Source organism: Streptomyces sp. JH14, assembly GCF_029428675.1.
Taxonomy (GTDB): Bacteria; Actinomycetota; Actinomycetes; order Streptomycetales; family Streptomycetaceae; genus Streptomyces.
On sequence record NZ_JAJNEL010000001.1, the window covers coordinates 5,480,674 to 5,499,105 of the forward strand.

The following is an 18,432-nucleotide window of genomic DNA, read 5'->3' on the forward strand; positions in this document are numbered from 1 at the left end:
CAGCGTGGGGAAAGAGTCCTCCGGGGACCACCTACCCTTGAGGGATGACCAGCGCCGTCCAGGACCATGCCGTGAGTTCTCCCAAAACGTACGAGGTGCGCACCTACGGGTGCCAGATGAACGTCCACGACTCCGAGCGGTTGTCGGGGCTGCTGGAAGGCGCGGGTTACGTACGTGCGCCCGAGGGCGCCGACGGTGATGCCGATGTCGTCGTCTTCAACACCTGCGCGGTGCGGGAGAACGCCGACAACAAGCTCTACGGCAACCTCGGCCGGCTCGCCCCGATGAAGACGAAGCGGCCCGGGATGCAGATCGCGGTCGGTGGCTGCCTCGCGCAGAAGGACCGCGACACGATCGTGCAGCGTGCCCCGTGGGTCGACGTCGTCTTCGGGACGCACAACATCGGCAAGCTGCCGGTGCTCCTGGAGCGAGCCCGTATCCAGGAGGAGGCGCAGATCGAGATCGCCGAATCCCTCGAGGCGTTCCCCTCCACGCTTCCCACCCGTCGTGAGTCCGCCTATGCGGCGTGGGTCTCCATCTCCGTCGGCTGCAACAACACCTGCACCTTCTGCATCGTCCCGGCGCTGCGAGGCAAGGAGAAGGACCGCCGCACGGGGGACATCCTGGCCGAGATCGAGGCACTGGTCGCCGAGGGCGTCTCCGAGATCACCCTGCTCGGACAGAACGTGAACGCGTACGGCTCCGACATCGGTGACCGTGAGGCGTTCTCCAAGCTGCTGCGGGCCTGCGGGACGATAGAGGGCCTGGAGCGGGTCCGCTTCACCTCGCCGCATCCCCGTGACTTCACGGACGACGTGATCGCGGCCATGGCCGAGACGCCGAACGTGATGCCGCAGCTGCACATGCCGATGCAGTCGGGATCGGACACGATCCTGAAGGCGATGCGGCGCTCGTACCGGCAGGAGCGCTTCCTCGGCATCATCGAGAAGGTGCGCGCCGCGATGCCTGACGCCGCCATCTCCACCGACATCATCGTGGGTTTCCCCGGCGAGACCGAGGAGGACTTCGAGCAGACCATGCACGCGGTCCGCCAGGCGCGCTTCGCCAACGCCTTCACCTTCCAGTACTCCAAGCGCCCCGGAACCCCCGCCGCGGACATGGAGGGCCAGATCCCGAAGGAGGTCGTCCAGGAGCGGTACATGCGCCTGTCCGCCCTTCAGGAGGAGATCTCCTGGGACGAGAACAAGAAGCAGGTCGGCCGGACCCTGGAGATCATGGTCGCGGAGGGCGAGGGGCGCAAGGACGGCGCCACTCACCGGCTCTCCGGCCGCGCCCCCGACAACCGCCTGGTCCACTTCACCAAGCCGGACGAGGACGTGCGGCCGGGCGATGTGGTGACGGTCGAGATCACCTACGCCGCCCCGCACCACCTGCTTGCCGAGGGTGCGCCGCTGGCCGTACGGCGGACCCGTTCCGGGGACGCATGGGAGAAGCGCACGGCAGCGGAGGCCGCCAAGCCGGCCGGTGTGATGCTGGGGCTGCCCGGCATCGGTGCCCCGGCGCCGCTGCCGGCCACGTCGGCTCCCGGCTGCGGGTGCGACTGACCCGGCGGACGGCGGGAGCCCCCGGGCGCTACCACTCGAATGCGACGGGAACCGGCGGGGCAGGACCCTTGGGCGACAGTGATGTGCGGGCGGTGGGGCTCGTGGGCGACGGGATCCGCGTCGGCGGTACGGTCCTGGGGTAGCGCGGCGGCACGATCCGGGGGGTGACACCCGACGCAGTACGCTGCCCAGCATGCTTGTCGCCGCAGCTGTCTGCCCCTGTCCGCCTTTGCTGGTTCCCGACGTCGCCGCCGGTGCCGCATCCGAGCTCGACGCCGCGAGGACAGCGTGCATCGACTCCCTGGGCGTCCTCGCCGCGGCCCGCCCCGACCTGCTGGTCGTGGTCGGGCCGACGGACCTCGACGGGCAGGGTCCGTATCCCGAGGGGACCCCGGGCTCCTTCAAGGGGTTCGGTGTCGACACCGACGTACGGCTCGGGCTCGGGGGAGACCTCGTCGACGGGGCGGAACGACCCCTTCCGCCCTCGCTCGCCGTCGGCGCGTGGCTTCTTGCCAGGGCGGACTGGGCCGACGCTCCGGTCGAGGGCCTCGGGGTGGAGGAGAGGCTCCGGGCCGAGCGCTGCACGAGCGCCGGGCGGGAGCTGGCGGCCAGGGCCGGACGCGTCGCTCTGCTGGTCATGGGTGACGGCAGTGCCTGTCGCACCGTCAAGGCTCCCGGCTATCTGGACGAGCGCGCCGCGTCGTTCGACGCCGAGGCGTCCCGGGCCCTCGGTGCCGCGGACCTCGCTGTACTGAGCGGGCTGGACGAGTCGCTGGCGTACGAACTGAAGGCAGCGGGGCGAGCGCCCTGGCAGGTCCTGGCGGGCGCGGCGGAGGGGGCCGGGCTGACCGGTCGCCTGTTGTACGAGGACGCCCCGTACGGCGTGGGTTACACGGTCGCCACCTGGTTCTGAGGCCCTGCGCTCGGAGCCGGTGGCGCGTCGCTGACGGCCGGGGGGCGGGGCCGTCCCCCGGCCGTCAGCGACGTGACATCACGTAAAGGTGTCGAGGTCAGGAAGTCGGCGGCGTGCCACCTTCGCCGATGTGGGACAGCCGATCGACCGCATCCTTGGCTTTCCGTGTGCCGGTCTCGATCTTGTCGGTGTACTTGCCCTTGGTCTTTTGATCGACTGTGCGAGCGGCCTTGTCGAGTCCTTGGTCGATCTTGTCCCCGTGCTGCTGCGCGAAGTCGCCGACCTTGTCCTTCGCCGGGCTCAGCTTGGCCTTCAGACTGTCCATGAAGCCCATCGGACACCTTCTCTGCTGGGGGACTGGAAACGGGCGGTCTCTCCGGCCTGGTCGGACGCCGTCACGGCAGCCACGGCTTCGTTGGCCACCGGTTCGACCGCCCCTGAGGGCGATGACGAAACCGCGAAATAACGCCCATATGTGATCCATATTTTACTCGCGCGAGCGGAGTTCCGCGCCGAGCGGAGCCGCAGTCACGCACTCGAGCGTGACTGCGGCTCCTGACCGCCAACGAGTCCGGCACGGCGTCGTCACGTAGCTCGTTCGGGAAGCGGTCGGGAGGTTTGCGAGACTGGGGCAGTGAGCAGTCCATCTCCCGCACCGCGGGTCATCGCCGTCGTCGGTCCCACCGCAGCCGGAAAGTCGGATCTGGGGGTATTTCTTGCCCAGCAGCTCGGTGGCGAAGTGGTCAACGCCGACTCCATGCAGCTCTACCGGGGGATGGACATCGGCACCGCGAAACTGACGCTCGCCGAGCGAGGAGCCGTCCCCCATCGGCTGCTGGACATCTGGGACGTCACCGAGACCGCCAGCGTGGCCGAATATCAGCGGCTGGCCCGCATCGAGATCGACCGGCTGCTCTCCGAGGGCCGCACCCCTGTCCTGGTCGGCGGCTCCGGGCTGTACGTGAAGGGCGCCATCGACGCACTGGAGTTCCCCGGCACCGACCCCGGCGTACGCGCCGCGCTGGAGCAGGAGCTGGCGGAGCACGGCTCCGGTGCGCTGCACGAGCGGCTGGCCGCCGCGGACCCCGAGGCGGGTCGGGCCATCCTGCCGAGCAACGGGCGCCGTATCGTCCGGGCGCTCGAGGTCATCGAGATCACCGGCAAGCCGTTCACCGCCAACCTTCCGGGTGGCGAGGCGGTCTACGACGCCGTTCAGATCGGGGTCGACGTGGCCCGCCCCGAACTCGACGAACGCATCACCCTCCGGGTCGACCGGATGTGGGAGGCCGGGCTCGTGGACGAGGTGCGCGCTCTGGAGGTGCAGGGGCTGCGCGAAGGGCGCACCGCCTCCAGGGCCCTGGGCTACCAGCAGGTGCTCGCCGCGCTGGCGCGGGAGTGCACCGAGGAGGAGGCGCGCGCCGAGACGGTACGCGCCACCAAACGCTTCGCGCGACGTCAGGACTCCTGGTTCCGTCGGGACCCGCGCGTCCACTGGCTGAATGGAGCCGCCGATCACCGAGCGGAACTCCCGCGGCAGGCTCTGGCGTTGGTCGAACGGGCGGTTACAGCCTGATCACGTGATGGCATCGGGAAGCCCTGCCAGTCATTTCGGTGACCAGGAGCGTGCCATCATCGAGCATCGATCCACCAGTGGAGTCCGAGTTGGGAGGGCGCGTGGCGATGGAGGCCGGCCCTCGCGACACAGAGCAGGACGCACCGGACACGCAGCACGAAGCGGGACGTCTGAGCCCTGACGGGCCCGACGAGCTCCAGGTGACCCCCGAGGTCGAGGTCGAGCTGCGGCCCGCGCGCCGTCTGCGGATCTGGCAGCTCGCCCCGATCATCGGACTCGCGGCGGTCGGCTCGCTGATGTTCGCCTTCCCGCTCGCCTTCGAGTTCGGCGACGGCGGCGCGATCGTGGCCATGCTGGGTCTGCTGATCAGCTGCTGCGCCGCGGGCTGGGGCATGATGGCCGCCCGTCGCGTCGGATACACCTGGCCGGGACTGCCACCCAGGGGTGCGGGCGAGCGCCCCGACTGGCGCGTGATCGCGTTGTACGTGGTTGTGGGCACGGTGCTGGTCGCGCTGGCCGTCTGGCGCGTGGCCCGACTGCGCTGAGGCGCGGAGCCCGGCGTGGCCCGTGCCGGTCGGCGGTCCTGGGCGTCCGAGCTCCCACGGGTCCGGGCGTCGGCCATGCGGCCCGCCTTCGTCCACTGTCGGTGCCCCCTCGTACAGTTGCCCTGTGAGCACCTCGCAGATCGCCTTCCTCAAGGGTCACGGCACCGAGAACGACTTCGTGATCGTTCCCGACCCGGACAACGCCGCCGACCTGCCCGCATCCGTCGTCGCCCGGCTCTGCGACCGCCGGGCCGGTATCGGCGGTGACGGGCTGCTGCACGTCGTCCGGTCCGCCGCGCACCCCGAGGCGCAGGCCATGGCAGACGCGGCCGAGTGGTTCATGGACTACCGCAACGCCGACGGCTCCGTCGCCGAGATGTGCGGCAATGGCGTGCGGGTCTTCGCCCGCTATCTGCAGCGCGCCGGGCTCGTCGAGGAAGGTGACCTCGCGGTCGCGACCCGGGGCGGCGTGAAGAAGGTGCACATCGCCAAGGGCGGCGAGATCACGGTCTCCATGGGGCGCGCCCTGCTCCCCGGGGCCGGCGTCACCGTGACGGTGGACGGCCGCAGCTGGGACGCCCGGAACGTGAACATGGGCAACCCCCACGCGGTCGCGTTCGTCGACGACCTGGCGCACGCCGGTGAGCTGCGCTCCGTACCGCCGTTCACCCCCGCCGCCGTCTACCCCGACGGCGTCAACATCGAGTTCGTGGTGGACCGCGGACCGCGCCATGTCGCGATGCGGGTCCACGAGCGCGGTTCCGGCGAGACACGTTCCTGCGGCACCGGCGCCTGCGCCGTGGCCGTCGCCGCAGCCCGCAGGGACGGCGCGGACCCCGCGGAGACCGGCACTCCCGTCACGTACACCGTCGACCTGCCCGGCGGCACCCTGGTGATCACCGAGCAGCCGGACGGCGAGATCGAGATGACCGGAGCCGCCGTGATCGTCGCCGAAGGCGTGATCGATCCGGCCTGGCTCGAAACGGCGCAAGGCTAGAGCTTCGCTCGAATGGGTGATCCGTTTCACGCTGAGCGAGAGCCGGACTCCGCCACGTGGTGGGGTCGGTAGCATCAAGCACCGGCCCGGAGGCGCGTCCGCACCTCCCCACCGCCGGTCGACGTTGCCGGAGGTGCCCCATGAGCGCAGAGGCCACCAATCCAGGTGCTCCCATCCGCAGACGAGGCCGTCCCCGGATCGATCTCCGCAGGCTCGGCCGCGTCGCTCTCGGCCCCGTCTCCCGCGACCGGCTGCCCGACGCGATCGGACATGTCGCAGAGGCCCACCGGGCCCACCATCCGGACGCCGACCTGACCGTCCTGCGCAAGGCCTATCTCCTGGCGGAGTCCTCGCACCGGGGGCAGATGCGCAAGAGCGGCGAGCCGTACATCACGCATCCCCTCGCCGTCACCCTGATCCTCGCCGAACTCGGCGCCGAGACGACGACCCTGACCGCGTCCCTGCTCCATGACACGGTCGAGGACACCGAGGTGACCCTCGACCAGGTACGGGAGCAGTTCGGCGAAGAGGTCTGCTATCTCGTCGACGGCGTCACCAAACTCGAGAAGGTCGACTACGGGGCGGCGGCCGAGCCCGAGACCTTCCGCAAGATGCTCGTCGCCACCGGGGACGACGTCCGGGTGATGTCGATCAAGCTGGCCGACCGGCTGCACAACATGCGCACCCTCGGGGTGATGCGCCCCGAGAAGCAGGCGAGGATCGCCAGGGTCACCCGCGATGTGCTGATCCCCCTCGCCGAACGGCTCGGGGTCCAGGCCCTCAAGATCGAGCTGGAGGATCTTGTCTTCGCGATCCTCCATCCTGAGGAGTACGAACACACCCGGGCGCTGATCGCCGCGGCCTCGGCCGGGTCGGCCGCTTCAGGGGATCCCCTCTCCGTCATCGCCGAGAACGTCAGAGCCGTGCTGCGGGATGCCGGCATCCCCGCGGAAGTCCTGATCAGGCCACGCCACCACGTGTCCGTGCACCGTGTCCGGATCAAACGCGGCGAACTGCGCGGTCCCGACTTCGGCCGGCTGCTGGTGCTCGTGGGCGAGGACGCCGACTGCTATGCCGTCCTAGGCGAACTCCACACGTGTTTCACCCCGGTGATCTCCGAGTTCAAGGACTTCATCGCGGCGCCCAAGTTCAACCTGTACCAGTCGCTGCACACCGCGGTGGTCGGGGCGGACGGCGCGGTCGCGGAGGTTCTCATCCGGACGCATCAGATGCACAAGGTCGCCGAAGCGGGCGTCATCGCGCTCGGCAATCCCGGCACCGCGGACAGCGCCTCGGCGTCGATGACCGAACCCGCGGACGGCGAGCGCGCCGACCCGACCCGGCCCGGATGGCTGTCCCGGCTCCTGGCGTGGCAACAGGCGGCCCCCGACCCGGACACCTTCTGGACCACCCTCCGCGCCGACCTCGCCGAGGACCGCGAGATCACGGTGTTCCGCACCGACGGAGGCACGCTCGGGCTCCCCGCCGGAGCCAGCTGCGTCGACGCCGCCTATGCCCAGTACGGCAACGATGCGCACAGCTGTATCGGGGCCCGGGTCAACGGCCGGCTCGCCACGCTCTCCACCGTGCTCAGCGACGGAGACACGGTGCAGCTGCTGCTCGCCGAGGACGCGGCATCGGGCCCCTCGCCCGACTGGCTCGACCATGCCCGGACGCCCGCGGCGCGCATCGCGATCACCGGCTGGCTCGGAGCCCACCCGGAGGACGCCCAGCGGCCCTCCAGCAGCCGGCCTGCGGGCAGCAGGCCCGGGCCACAGGCCATGAACCCTGCACGCCCCGGAGGCAACCGGTCCGCGGGCCCCCGGGCGACGGTCGTAGCGGGCCGGCCGGCCGCCACCGTACGGCTCGCCGGATGCTGCACCCCCGTACCGCCCGATGCCGTCACCGGATTCACCGTGCGCGGCGGCGCCGTCACCGTGCACCGGGAGGAGTGTCCCGCAGTGGCCCGGATGCAGTCCGCCGGCCGAACGCCGATCGCCGTCGGCTGGGGCGACACGGCGGAGTGCCGGGTCACTCTGGTCGCCGAGTCCTTCGGACGGCCCCGGCTGCTCGCCGACCTCACGGAGGCCATCGCGACGGCGGACGCCGCGATCATTTCCGCCACCGTCGAACCCCCCAGTGAACAGCGCGTACGCCACACCTACACGCTTCAGCTCCCGGACGCCGCCGGACTGCCCGCACTGATGCGCGCGATGCGTGACGTACCGGGGGTGTACGACGTGAGCCGCGCCCAGCACCCGGCCGCCGCCGTCTGACCGGGAGCCGGGCAGCGCCCAGCTGCCGCGGCGGCCCCTCGTTCGAGTGGCGCGGCGCGCGCCGCGCCCGTACCGGCAGTCGTCGCTGGTAGCCGTAGTCCATGCCGTTCATCCCCCGCCGCCTGCGGGCCGCCCTGCTGGCCGTCGCATCGGCCACCCTTGTTGCCGCCACCCTGCCCGCACCCGTGCCGCTCGGCATCGGAGACCCGCTCTTCCCACACCTCGGCAACCCGGGCTACGACGTCCTCTCGTACGACATCGGGTTCACCTATCACGGCAGCAACACCAAACCCCTGGACGCCGTCACCACGATCGTCGCAAGGACCACCGAACCGCTGGACCGGATCAACCTCGACTTCACCCGCGGCACCGTCCGCAGCGTCGACGTCAACGGTCTGCGTGCCGACTTCGCCGTCGCGGGCGAGGATCTGGTCGTCAGGCCCATCGGCAGGCTTCCGGCCGGAGTGCCGCTCCGCATCACCGTCCGGCACACCAGCGACCCGAGAGGCGACCAGAACAGCGGAGGCTGGCTGCGCACCTCCGACGGGCTGGCCATGGCCAACCAGGCCGATGCCGCGCACCAGGTCTTCCCCAGCAACGACCACCCCGCCGACAAGGCGTACTTCACCTTTCGGGTCACGGCGCCCAAGGACCTGACGGTGGTCGCCAACGGACTGCCTGCCGGCACGGTGCGGCACGGCTCCTCGACCACCTGGACGTACCGGACCGAACACCCCATGGCCACCGAGCTGGCCCAGGTCTCCATCGGGCGCTCCGCCGTCGTGCGGCGGACCGGACCCCACCGGCTGCCGGTCCGCGACGTGGTGCCCGCCGCCGACGCCAAGCGGCTCGAACGCTGGCTGAAGAAGACGCCGGGACAGTTGGAGTGGATGGAGCGGCAGGTCGGGAGGTACCCCTTCGAGACGTACGGACTGCTGATCGCCGACACGAAGACCGGCTTCGAGCTCGAGACCCAGACGCTCACGCTCTTCGAACGGTCCCTCTTCACCTCCGGCGGGTACCCCGCGTGGTACCTCGAATCGATCATGGTGCACGAGCTGGCGCATCACTGGTTCGGCGACAGCGTCTCCCCGCAGGCCTGGTCCGATCTCTGGCTGAACGAAGGACATGCCAGCTGGTACGAGGCCCGTTACGCCGCAGAGCACGCCAAACAACCGCTGGAACGCCGGATGCGCAACGCGTACACCCGGTCGGACGGATGGCGCGCCACCGGAGGCCCGCCCGCCCGTCCCAAGCCTCCGTCGCCGGGCGGGAAGATCAGCATCTTCCGGCCGGTGGTGTACGACGGCAGCGCACTGGTCCTCTACGCGCTGCGTCAGGAGATCGGCGAGTCCGCCTTCGACCGGCTGGAACGCCGCTGGGTGAAGACCCACCGGGACTCCACCGCGAGCACATCCGACTTCGTCCGGCTGGCCTCGCGGATTGCGGGGCGCGACCTGACCGCGTTCTTCGACGGCTGGCTGTACGCGAAGAAGACGCCTCCGATGCCCGGGCACCCGGACTGGCACTCCGCGAAGCCCGTCGGACAGCGGTAAACCGGGATGACGGGCCCGACGGGGGCATGCCACTATCGACGGGTTGCCACGGCGGCCGGACCGGAGATTCTCCCCGAGGGGAATCTTCCGGACACGTCACACGTTGTGACTGACGTAACGGACTTCTATCGACGTAAGGATCCAATGACCTCCTCTTCTTCCCTTCCCCAGGACGCGCGGAATGCGCAGAGTGCCACGGAGAACGTCACCGAGAGCCTCACCGAAAGCCTTCGGGCCGACGCCCTGATGGAAGAGGACGTCGCCTGGAGCCACGAGATCGACGGAGAGCGGGACGGCGAGCAGTTCGACCGTTCCGAGCGTGCGGCGCTGCGGCGTGTGGCGGGTCTCTCCACGGAGCTCGAGGACGTCACCGAGGTCGAGTACCGACAGCTGCGCCTGGAGCGTGTGGTGCTGGTCGGTGTCTGGACCACGGGGACCGTGCAGGACGCCGAGAATTCGCTCGCGGAGCTTGCAGCGCTTGCGGAGACGGCGGGCGCCCAGGTGCTCGACGCCGTCTTCCAGCGCCGTGACAAGCCCGACCCGGCCACGTACATCGGCTCGGGCAAGGCGCTGGAGCTGCGCGACATCGTCCTCGAATCAGGGGCCGACACCGTCGTCTGCGACGGTGAGCTCAGCCCCGGCCAGCTCATCCATCTCGAAGACGTCGTCAAGGTCAAGGTGGTCGACCGGACCGCGCTGATCCTCGACATCTTCGCCCAGCACGCCAAGTCCCGAGAGGGCAAGGCGCAGGTCTCGCTGGCACAGATGCAGTACATGCTGCCGCGACTGCGCGGTTGGGGTCAGTCGCTCTCCCGTCAGATGGGTGGCGGCGGTTCCAGCGGCGGTGGCGGCATGGCGACCCGTGGTCCCGGTGAGACCAAGATCGAGACGGACCGGCGTCGTATCCGCGAGAAGATGGCGAAGATGCGCCGGGAGATCGCGGAGATGAAGACCGGGCGCGAGATCAAGCGGCAGGAGCGCAAGCGCAACAAGGTGCCCTCGGTCGCCATCGCCGGCTACACCAACGCAGGCAAGTCCTCGCTGCTCAACCGGCTGACCGGTGCAGGCGTCCTCGTGGAGAACGCACTGTTCGCCACGCTGGACCCGACCGTGCGCCGGGCCGAGACGCCGACCGGCCGGATCTACACCCTGGCCGACACCGTCGGGTTCGTGCGGCATCTGCCGCACCATCTCGTCGAGGCGTTCCGCTCCACCATGGAGGAGGTCGGCGAATCCGACCTGATCCTGCATGTGGTGGACGGTGCCCACCCGGTGCCCGAGGAACAGCTCGCGGCGGTGCGTGAAGTGATCCGCGACGTGGGTGCGCTGGACGTGCCCGAGATCGTGGTGATCAACAAGGCGGACGCGGCCGACCCGGTGGTCCTGCAGCGGCTGCTGCGGATCGAGAAGCACGCCATCGCCGTCTCGGCGCGTACCGGTGCCGGTATCGAGGAGCTGCTCGCGCTCATCGACAGGGAGCTGCCGCGGCCGTCGGTCGAGATCGAGGCGCTCGTTCCGTACACCCACGGCGGACTTGTCTCCCGGGTGCACGCCGACGGCGAAGTGATCTCCGAGGAACACACCTCGGAAGGCACGCTGCTCAAGGCCCGGGTGCACGAGGAACTGGCCGCGGATCTCGCGGCGTTCGCGCTCGCGGCACACTGACCGCGCGGAACCGTACGGACCGAAGGCCCGCCCCCTCGCAAGGCGAATTCCAGGGGGCGGGCCTTCGGGCATGAACGGGGCCTACTACCGGCCGCCGAACCTGTCGCTCATCATGGTGAAGATCTCCTGCGCGCCCTGGCCCAGGTGCGGGCCCGCGAGCCAGCCGGAAGTCACCGGACCGATGGATGTGTTGGACACCAGAGCCAGCTTGCCGTCGGCGCCCTCGCTGAACCAGCCGCCACCGGAGGAACCGCCGGTCATCGTGCAGCCGATGCGGTACATCGTCGGCGTGCTGGGGCTGACGGAGAGCCGGCTGGGGCGGTCGACACACTTGTGCATGATCAGACCGTCGTACGGGGGAGCCGCCGGGTAGCCCCAGGCGCCCATGGCGCCGATCTGCGAGATCTCGGGGGCGTCGAAGCTGACCGGCAGGGCGTTGCCCACGGTCTCCTCGAGCGACTTCGTGCCGTTCTGCGGCTTCACGTGCAGCACCGCGTAGTCGTACGGCGCACCCCCGCCGCCGGTGGGTCCGCCCTCGGAGATCCACTCGCCGGAGGACGCGGCCCAGTCGGCCCAGAACGCGCCGTACGGGGCGATCTCCTGCGGCTGGGCGTTCTCCAGCGCGGCAGCGGACTTGCCCTCGTCGTTGTACGCGGGGACGAAGACGATGTTGCGGTACCAGCCGCCCTTCGCGCCGGCGTGCACACAATGTCCGGCGGTCCACACCAGGTTGGACCTGCCCGGATTCTTCGGGTCCTTGACGACCGTTCCCGAGCAGACCATGGAGCCCTCCGGGGAGTCGAAGAACACCTTGCCGACCGGGGCCGCGTGCTCGTGGTACGGCAGGTCCTCGGGCTGAGCCTTGACCGGCGCGGGCTCCGGGTCCGAGACACCCCGGTCACCGGAGAAGTCACTGGCCGCCATCGTCTTCGCCGGGTCCTTGGCGGATTTCATCCGCTCGGGCTTCCACAGCCCGTCGATCACGGGATTGACGAAGTCCTTGGCTTCACGCAGCCACTTGTCCTTGTCCCAGTTCTTCCACTCGCCGTTCTTCCAATTCTCCGGGTCGACGCCGTGCTTCCTGAGTGTCTCGGCCAGATCGGCGGATATGGAGCCACTGCCGTCGTTGCCCTGGGCGGACTCGGCGGCGGCCGGCTTGTCGGCCGCCGTGTCCTCGCTCGGACCGCAGGCCGTGGCCGACAGTGCGAGTGCGGCGACGAGGCCGGTCGTGGCGAGCAGCGGGCGTATGGATCGCATGGAGAGATTCCCCCTGAAATCTTTGATGATTGCCATGAGCGTGTCATGTGATGGGTGGCAGGGGTCGGCTGCCACCGACGATGCACGGCCACCCTATTGCCGTCCCGGGCCCGGCCCCTGCCGCTGGGTCACCCGGCCCGGGGGCCGCCCGCCGACCGGACTGCGCACCGGCCCGCGGCGGCCTCCGGCGGCCGACTGCCGCACCGGAGGCCCGTGACAAGCGGTCACCCGGGAGTCCCCGGGCGGCCGCTCGTACGCGCTACTGTCCGGCGTACTTCTTGCTGACCGCGTCGTAGACGCCCTTCGCCTCCTTGCCGAAGCGCGGTCCGGCAAGCCAGCCGGCCGTCACCGGGCCGATGGACGTGTTCGACACGAGGGCGGGCTTGCCGTCCTGACCCGTCGCGACCCAGCCGCCACCGGAGGCGCCACCGGTCATGCTGCACCCGACGCGGTACATCGTCGGGTCCTCCTTGGTGAGCGAGAGCCGGCCCGGCTTGTCCTTGCACTGCAGCAACTGCTGGCCGTCGTACGGCGGAGCGGCCGGGAATCCGGTCGCCGTCATGCTGCCGATCTCGGGCACGGCCGGAGCATTGAAGTCGACGGGCAGCGCCGAACCGACCGTCTCCTCCAGCGACTTCCCGGTCGCCCCCTTCTCAGGGGCGACACGCAGCACCGCGAAGTCGTACGGAGCGCCCTGGCCACCGGTGGGTCCGCCCTCGGCGATCCACTGGTCGGACGTCTGCGCCCACTGGCCCCACCACACGCCGTAGGGGGCGACCTTCTCCTTGGGCGCGTTCCGTAGCTCCGCGAGCGACAGGCCGCTGTTGTTGTAGGACGGCACGAAGGCGATGTTGCGGTACCAGCCGCCGTTCTTGCCCGCGTGCACACAGTGCCCCGCAGTCCACACCATGTTGGACCGTCCGGGGTTCGCCGGGTCCTTCACCACGGTTGCGGAGCAGACCATGGAGCCTTCGGGACCGTCGAAGAAGAGCTTTCCGGACTCCGCCGCGCTGTCGTGGAACGGAGTCCGCACATGCGAAGCCCGCACCGGCACGGGCGTCGGGTCCGTCACACCCGCATCGCCGGAGATGTCGTTGTCGACCGGCTGCTCGGGTGCCTTGTCCGCATCGCGCATGCGGTCCGGGTCCCAGAGGCCCTCGATGATCGGGTTGACGAAGTCCTGGGCCTCACGCAGCCACTTGTCCTTGTCCCAGTTCTTCCACTCGCCGTTCTTCCACTGGTCGAGGTCGATCCCGTGTTCCTTGAGCCGGTCCTTCAGATCGTCCGGAATGGTGATCTTGCCGTCCGAGGTCGGGGCGGCGGAGCTGCTCGGCTTGGCATCGGCCTTGTCCTCGCTCGGCCCACAGGCGGTTGCGGTGAGCGCGAGAACGGCCGTGACCGCGGCGACGGTGAATACGGCGGAGGGCGCGCGGCGCGCATTCCTACCCCGACGCGCCGTGAGAACTGGTCGAATGACTCGCATGTGGTGATCCCCCTGGGACTTCGTAACTCAACGCTTCTGTACTGCAGTCGGACTCGGCTCTGAACACTTCGACGCCAACGGACCGGGAACTCCGGCGGTGTTGGCCGAAGCTCCAGCACGGTCCCCCACTATGCCGGTGCCGGTGGGGACGGTGCGCGGCAGGGCCACGGTTCCGGCCCCGCAGGGATCTTCAGATTTACCCGTGATCCTCTGCGCCCGGCGTCGTTGGTACGTACGAGGGACATGCGGACAGCGTTCATCCCAGCGGTCCGTCCTTGCGGAAACGTACTGACGCGCAGCGCAACTGTTACAGCAGGAGGACCAACAGCCGTGGCCGTGACCGAACCAGCACCATTGGCACCACCCGCGGCGCATGAGGGAATCCTCCGCCGACAGGCGCTGCGCGAGTCGGCGGCCCGTACTTACGCGCGGTCACTGCCGATCGTGCCGGTTCGGGCCCGAGGGCTGACCATCGAAGGCGCGGACGGACGACGCTATCTCGACTGTCTCTCCGGAGCGGGCACGCTGGCCCTCGGTCACAACCACCCCGTGGTACTGGAAGCGATCAAGAAGGTCATCGACTCCGGTGCGCCGCTGCATGTGCTCGACCTGGCAACCCCGGTCAAGGACGCCTTCACCACGGAGCTTTTTGCCACACTCCCGCGGCAGTTCGCCGACAACGCCCGGATCCAGTTCTGCGGACCGGCCGGCACGGACGCAGTCGAAGCGGCCTTCAAACTGGTCCGCGCCGCGACGGGGCGCAGCGGACTCCTGGCCTTCACCGGGGCGTACCACGGCATGACGGCAGGAGCCCTCGCGGCCTCCGGCGGCGCCGAGGACGTCCGAGTGACCCGGCTGCCCTTCCCGCAGAACTACCGTTGCCCGTTCGGTATCGGAGGCGAGCGCGGGGCGGAGATCGCCGCGCGGTGGACCGAGAACCTCCTCGACGACCCCAAGGGCGGAGCACCCGCGCCGGCCGGAATGATCCTGGAGCCGGTGCAGGGGGAAGGCGGCGTGAACCCCGCTCCCGACAGCTGGATGCGCCGGATGCGCGAGATCACCACGGCCCGCTCCATCCCGCTGATCGCCGACGAGGTCCAGACCGGTGTCGGGCGCACGGGCGCCTTCTGGGCGGTCGAGCACAGCGGGATCGTCCCCGATGTGATGGTGCTCTCCAAGGCCATCGGGGGCTCCCTTCCGCTCGCTGTGATCGTCTATCGCTCCGAACTCGACACCTGGCAGCCGGGGGCACACGCCGGTACATTCCGCGGCAACCAACTCGCGATGGCGGCCGGCACGGCCACGCTCGCGTACGTGCGTGAGAACCGGCTCGCCGAGCGGGCTGCGACGCTCGGCGCCCGCATGCTCGCCCGCCTCCAGGCCCTGGCCATCGACCATCCGTGCATCGGCGACGTCCGCGGGCGGGGCCTGATGATCGGAGTGGAACTCGTCGACCCCGAGGCCCGTGCGCACGCCGCCGCCACCGGAGCCGGCTCCGAGGCGCCGCCCGATCCCGTCCTCGCCTCCGCAGTGCAGCAGGAATGCCTGCGCCGCGGCCTCATCGTCGAACTCGGCGGTCGCCACTCCACCGTCGTGCGCCTCCTCCCACCCCTCACGCTCACCGACGAACAGGCAACAGCGGTCATCGACCGCCTCGCCGACGCCCTGGCAGCTGCCGAGCGCTCGCCGGACCGCCGAACCACGACCGGGTCGGCCCGCTGACCCCGGACACCTCACAAGGAAGACCGCCGTGAACCCCACCCCCGCGCCCGAGGCCGACGGGCCTCCCGCCGGCCAGCAGCGAGGACAGGCCGGGCTCGTCGGCCGACTCGCAGTCGAGCAGACGATCGTGCCGCGTCAGAAGGCCGCGCTCCGAGGCACCTGGCGCAACCCCCAGGCACCATCGACGGGCACAGGAACAGCCGATCTGCTCGACCACCCGGACCCACTCGTCGCAGCAGACACCGCAGGTGTCGAGAACCTGCTGCGCTGCTGGGTCCGGGAGAACGACCTGCCCCGACCGGACCGGGACACCCTCCGGATCCCGCTGCCCGCCAGCGGCACCGCCCTGCTCGTCCCCGTCGTCTACTGGTCCGTCACGGGATGGCACCGCTTCGGACCGCCCGCCCTGGAGGACGCACCCGACAGCGCGCCCACCACCGATGCCGTCACCGTTGCGGCCCTGCTGGGCCGGGAGGCGGACCGCAACGAAGGCGCCGACATGGTGGCCAGGGTCGCCGACTCGGTACGCCGCACAGCCGGGTTCATCGCCGAGCGGCGCCGTACGCCCACCGCTGCTGCCGAGGCAGACCTCTTTCTCACTGCCGAGCAGTCATTGCTGCTCGGACACCCCCTGCATCCGACGCCCAAGAGCCGCGAGGGCCTCTCCGAATCCGAATCCCTCCTCTACTCACCCGAGTTGCACGGCTCCTTCCCCTTGCACTGGATGGCCGTCGACCGGTCCGTGCTGGCCACGGAGTCCTCCTGGACGGAAGGCGGGCGGTCCGTACCGGCCGAGGATCTGGTCGCGCGGCACGCGGAGGGGCTGCGCCTGCCCCGGAACACCGCACCGATTCCGCTCCACCCCTGGCAGGCACGCGAACTGAGCCACCGGCCCGAAGTTGCCGCCCTGCTCGATCAGAACCTCCTCCACGACCTGGGGCCGCACGGCAAGCACTGGCACCCCACGTCCTCCGTCCGGACCGTTCATCAGCCCGGTGCCGACGTCATGCTCAAGCTCTCTCTCGGCGTACGCATCACCAACTCCCGTCGTGAGAACCTCCGTAAGGAACTCCACCGTGGGGTGGAGGTCCACCGGCTGCTCCGCAGCGGACTTGCCACGCAGTGGCACGCCGTCCACCCCGGCTTCGACATCGTCCGCGACCCTGCCTGGCTCGCCGTCGACGCTCCGGAGGGCGTGCCCGTCCCCGGACTCGACGTCATGCTCCGCCACAATCCCTTCCACCCGCTCGACGACGCGGTGTGCATCGCCGGCCTCACGGCCCCGCGCCCCTGGCCCGGCCGGCCGGGCATGCACTCGCGTCTCGCCGATGTCATCCTGCGTCTCGCCGCTGCCACGGGCAGGACCAAGGGAGCCGTTGCCGCCGAGTGGTTCCTGCGCTATCTCGACCGTGTCGTACGCCCCGTGCTCTGGCTCGATGCCACAGCAGGCGTCGCCCTCGAAGCCCACCAGCAGAACACGCTGGTGCTGCTCGACGCCGACGGCTGGCCCGTCGGCGGCCGCTACCGGGACAACCAGGGCTACTACTTCCGCGAGTCCCACCGTGCGGACCTGGAGCGCAGACTCCCCGGCATCGGAATGCTCAGTGACACATTCGTCTCCGACTCGGTCACCGACGAACGCTTCGCCTACTACCTGGGCATCAACAATCTCTTCGGTCTGATCGGAGCCTTCGGCGCCCAACAGCTCGCCGATGAGCAGGTGCTGATCGCCGCACTCCGCCGCTTCCTCGGCGCAGCCTCAGGCCTCGGCTCCCCTTTCCCCGCGCACTTGCTGGAGAGCCCACATCTGCGCTGCAAGGCCAACCTGCTGACCCGGCTGCACGGCCTCGACGAACTCGTCGGGCCGGTCGACACCCAGTCCGTCTATGTCACCATCGCCAACCCCCTTTTCGCCTGAAGGAACACGACCACCGCCTGAACTGCCGAAAGGAGAGGCGACACCGTGCCTCCCGCCGATGAGCACCCCGGCGCCGGAACCGGCCCTGCCTCCCCATCCGGCACGGGTGCCGAGGACACCCTGGACCTGCAGCTCCCCGACGAATTCCTCGCCCTGTTCGGGGAAGACACACCGGCAACGGCAACGCCGTCATCCGCCCCGCAGCTCAACGGACCCCTGACTCCGGAGGGGGACCTTGCCCGGGACGGATCCGGGCTGACCGAGGGGGAGGATGTGAGCGCAGGCACGCCCACAGGCGCGCGCCCGAGCCCGGGCACGCGTGGCGCCATGGGCATGCTGGAAAATCCCGACCTGCTCGACAGACCGGCCGAGTGGGGGCCGGTCACCACACCGGCCGGAGTGTTTCAGCTGGTCCCTGTACGCCTGGAACGCGACCTGGCGGTGATCAGCCGCTGGATGAACGACCCTGCAGTCGCCGCGTTCTGGGAGCTCGCCGGTGCGGAAGCCGTCACCGCCGCCCACCTGCGCCCCCAACTTGAAGGCGACGGACGCAGCGTTCCCTGCCTGGGCGTGCTGTCCGGCGTTCCCATGAGCTACTGGGAGATCTACCGCGCAGACCTCGACCCGCTGGCGCGTCACTACCCTGCCCGACCGAATGACACCGGAGTCCACCTCCTCGTCGGCGAAGTGACCGACCGCGGACGCGGCGTCGGCACCACTCTGCTCCGGGCCGTCTCCGACCTCGTACTCGACAACCGTCGGCAGTGCGCCCGCGTCATTGCGGAACCTGATCTGCGCAACACCCCCTCCGTCTCCGCCTTTCTGAGCGCCGGCTTCCGGCTTTCCGCGGAAGTCGAACTCCCCGACAAGCAAGCCGCTCTGATGATCCGCGACCGAGCCCACCGAGCCCAGCTGTGAACGACCTGCTGCATTACGTACACCGCTCGTACCCCATCGGTTCC

The 18,432-nt window shown here is 69.9% G+C and carries 14 protein-coding genes; 11 read left to right on the forward strand and 3 right to left on the reverse strand.

Annotated features, from left to right (window positions below; translation table 11 throughout):
- Nucleotides 1-44: 44 nt before the first annotated feature.
- Complete coding sequence (miaB, locus tag LRD69_RS24795) at nucleotides 45-1,565, forward strand: tRNA (N6-isopentenyl adenosine(37)-C2)-methylthiotransferase MiaB (RefSeq protein ID WP_277328745.1); 1,521 nt, start codon at nucleotides 45-47, stop codon at nucleotides 1,563-1,565.
- A gap of 193 nt (nucleotides 1,566-1,758) precedes the next feature.
- Nucleotides 1,759-2,478, forward strand: a complete 720-nt coding sequence (locus LRD69_RS24800) for a class III extradiol dioxygenase subunit B-like domain-containing protein (RefSeq protein ID WP_277328746.1) — start codon at nucleotides 1,759-1,761, stop codon at nucleotides 2,476-2,478.
- A 97-nt stretch (nucleotides 2,479-2,575) separates the two neighbouring features.
- Here the strand turns inward: LRD69_RS24800 and LRD69_RS24805 are convergent, their stop codons facing one another.
- Nucleotides 2,576-2,812, reverse strand: a complete 237-nt coding sequence (locus LRD69_RS24805; RefSeq protein ID WP_277328747.1) for an antitoxin — start codon at nucleotides 2,810-2,812, stop codon at nucleotides 2,576-2,578.
- 300 nt (nucleotides 2,813-3,112) lie between these two features.
- On the opposite strand from LRD69_RS24805, the gene miaA reads away from it, so the two are divergent.
- The 6 genes from miaA (at nucleotide 3,113) to hflX (ending at nucleotide 11,090) form a co-directional block, all read left to right on the forward strand.
- Nucleotides 3,113-4,051, forward strand: a complete 939-nt coding sequence (miaA, locus tag LRD69_RS24810; RefSeq protein ID WP_277328748.1) for a tRNA (adenosine(37)-N6)-dimethylallyltransferase MiaA — start codon at nucleotides 3,113-3,115, stop codon at nucleotides 4,049-4,051.
- Between the two features lie 107 nt (nucleotides 4,052-4,158).
- A complete protein-coding gene (locus LRD69_RS24815) occupies nucleotides 4,159-4,596 on the forward strand; it encodes a hypothetical protein (protein ID WP_277329867.1) in 438 nt (145 codons plus the stop codon).
- A gap of 124 nt (nucleotides 4,597-4,720) precedes the next feature.
- Nucleotides 4,721-5,593, forward strand: coding sequence for a diaminopimelate epimerase (dapF, locus tag LRD69_RS24820; RefSeq protein WP_277328749.1), 873 nt, complete (start codon nucleotides 4,721-4,723; stop codon nucleotides 5,591-5,593).
- Nucleotides 5,594-5,733: 140 nt separating this feature from the next.
- On the forward strand, nucleotides 5,734-7,869 hold the full coding sequence (locus LRD69_RS24825; RefSeq protein WP_277328750.1) for an HD domain-containing protein: 2,136 nt from the start codon (nucleotides 5,734-5,736) through the stop codon (nucleotides 7,867-7,869).
- Nucleotides 7,870-7,970: 101 nt separating this feature from the next.
- On the forward strand, nucleotides 7,971-9,425 hold the full coding sequence (locus tag LRD69_RS24830) for a M1 family metallopeptidase (protein WP_277328751.1): 1,455 nt from the start codon (nucleotides 7,971-7,973) through the stop codon (nucleotides 9,423-9,425).
- 144 nt (nucleotides 9,426-9,569) lie between these two features.
- A complete protein-coding gene (hflX, locus tag LRD69_RS24835; protein ID WP_277328752.1) occupies nucleotides 9,570-11,090 on the forward strand; it encodes a GTPase HflX in 1,521 nt (506 codons plus the stop codon).
- 84 nt (nucleotides 11,091-11,174) lie between these two features.
- On the opposite strand, the gene LRD69_RS24840 is transcribed toward hflX, so the two are convergent.
- The gene (locus tag LRD69_RS24840) at nucleotides 11,175-12,347 is read right to left on the reverse strand and encodes a hypothetical protein (RefSeq protein ID WP_277328753.1); all 1,173 of its coding nucleotides are present in this window, start codon (nucleotides 12,345-12,347) and stop codon (nucleotides 11,175-11,177) included.
- A gap of 259 nt (nucleotides 12,348-12,606) precedes the next feature.
- Nucleotides 12,607-13,830, reverse strand: coding sequence for a hypothetical protein (locus tag LRD69_RS24845; protein ID WP_277328754.1), 1,224 nt, complete (start codon nucleotides 13,828-13,830; stop codon nucleotides 12,607-12,609).
- A 330-nt stretch (nucleotides 13,831-14,160) separates the two neighbouring features.
- Here LRD69_RS24845 and LRD69_RS24850 point away from each other — a divergent pair, with 330 nt between their 5' ends.
- The 3 genes from LRD69_RS24850 to LRD69_RS24860 are packed head-to-tail and all read left to right on the forward strand — an operon-like array spanning nucleotide 14,161 to nucleotide 18,388.
- Nucleotides 14,161-15,552, forward strand: a complete 1,392-nt coding sequence (locus tag LRD69_RS24850) for a diaminobutyrate--2-oxoglutarate transaminase family protein (protein WP_277328755.1) — start codon at nucleotides 14,161-14,163, stop codon at nucleotides 15,550-15,552.
- A 28-nt stretch (nucleotides 15,553-15,580) separates the two neighbouring features.
- Nucleotides 15,581-17,470, forward strand: a complete 1,890-nt coding sequence (locus LRD69_RS24855; RefSeq protein WP_277328756.1) for an IucA/IucC family protein — start codon at nucleotides 15,581-15,583, stop codon at nucleotides 17,468-17,470.
- 45 nt (nucleotides 17,471-17,515) lie between these two features.
- Nucleotides 17,516-18,388 carry a GNAT family N-acetyltransferase gene (locus LRD69_RS24860; RefSeq protein WP_277328757.1) on the forward strand — a complete coding sequence of 291 codons (873 nt, stop codon included), beginning with the start codon at nucleotides 17,516-17,518 and terminating at the stop codon, nucleotides 18,386-18,388.
- Nucleotides 18,389-18,432: the final 44 nt, after the last annotated feature.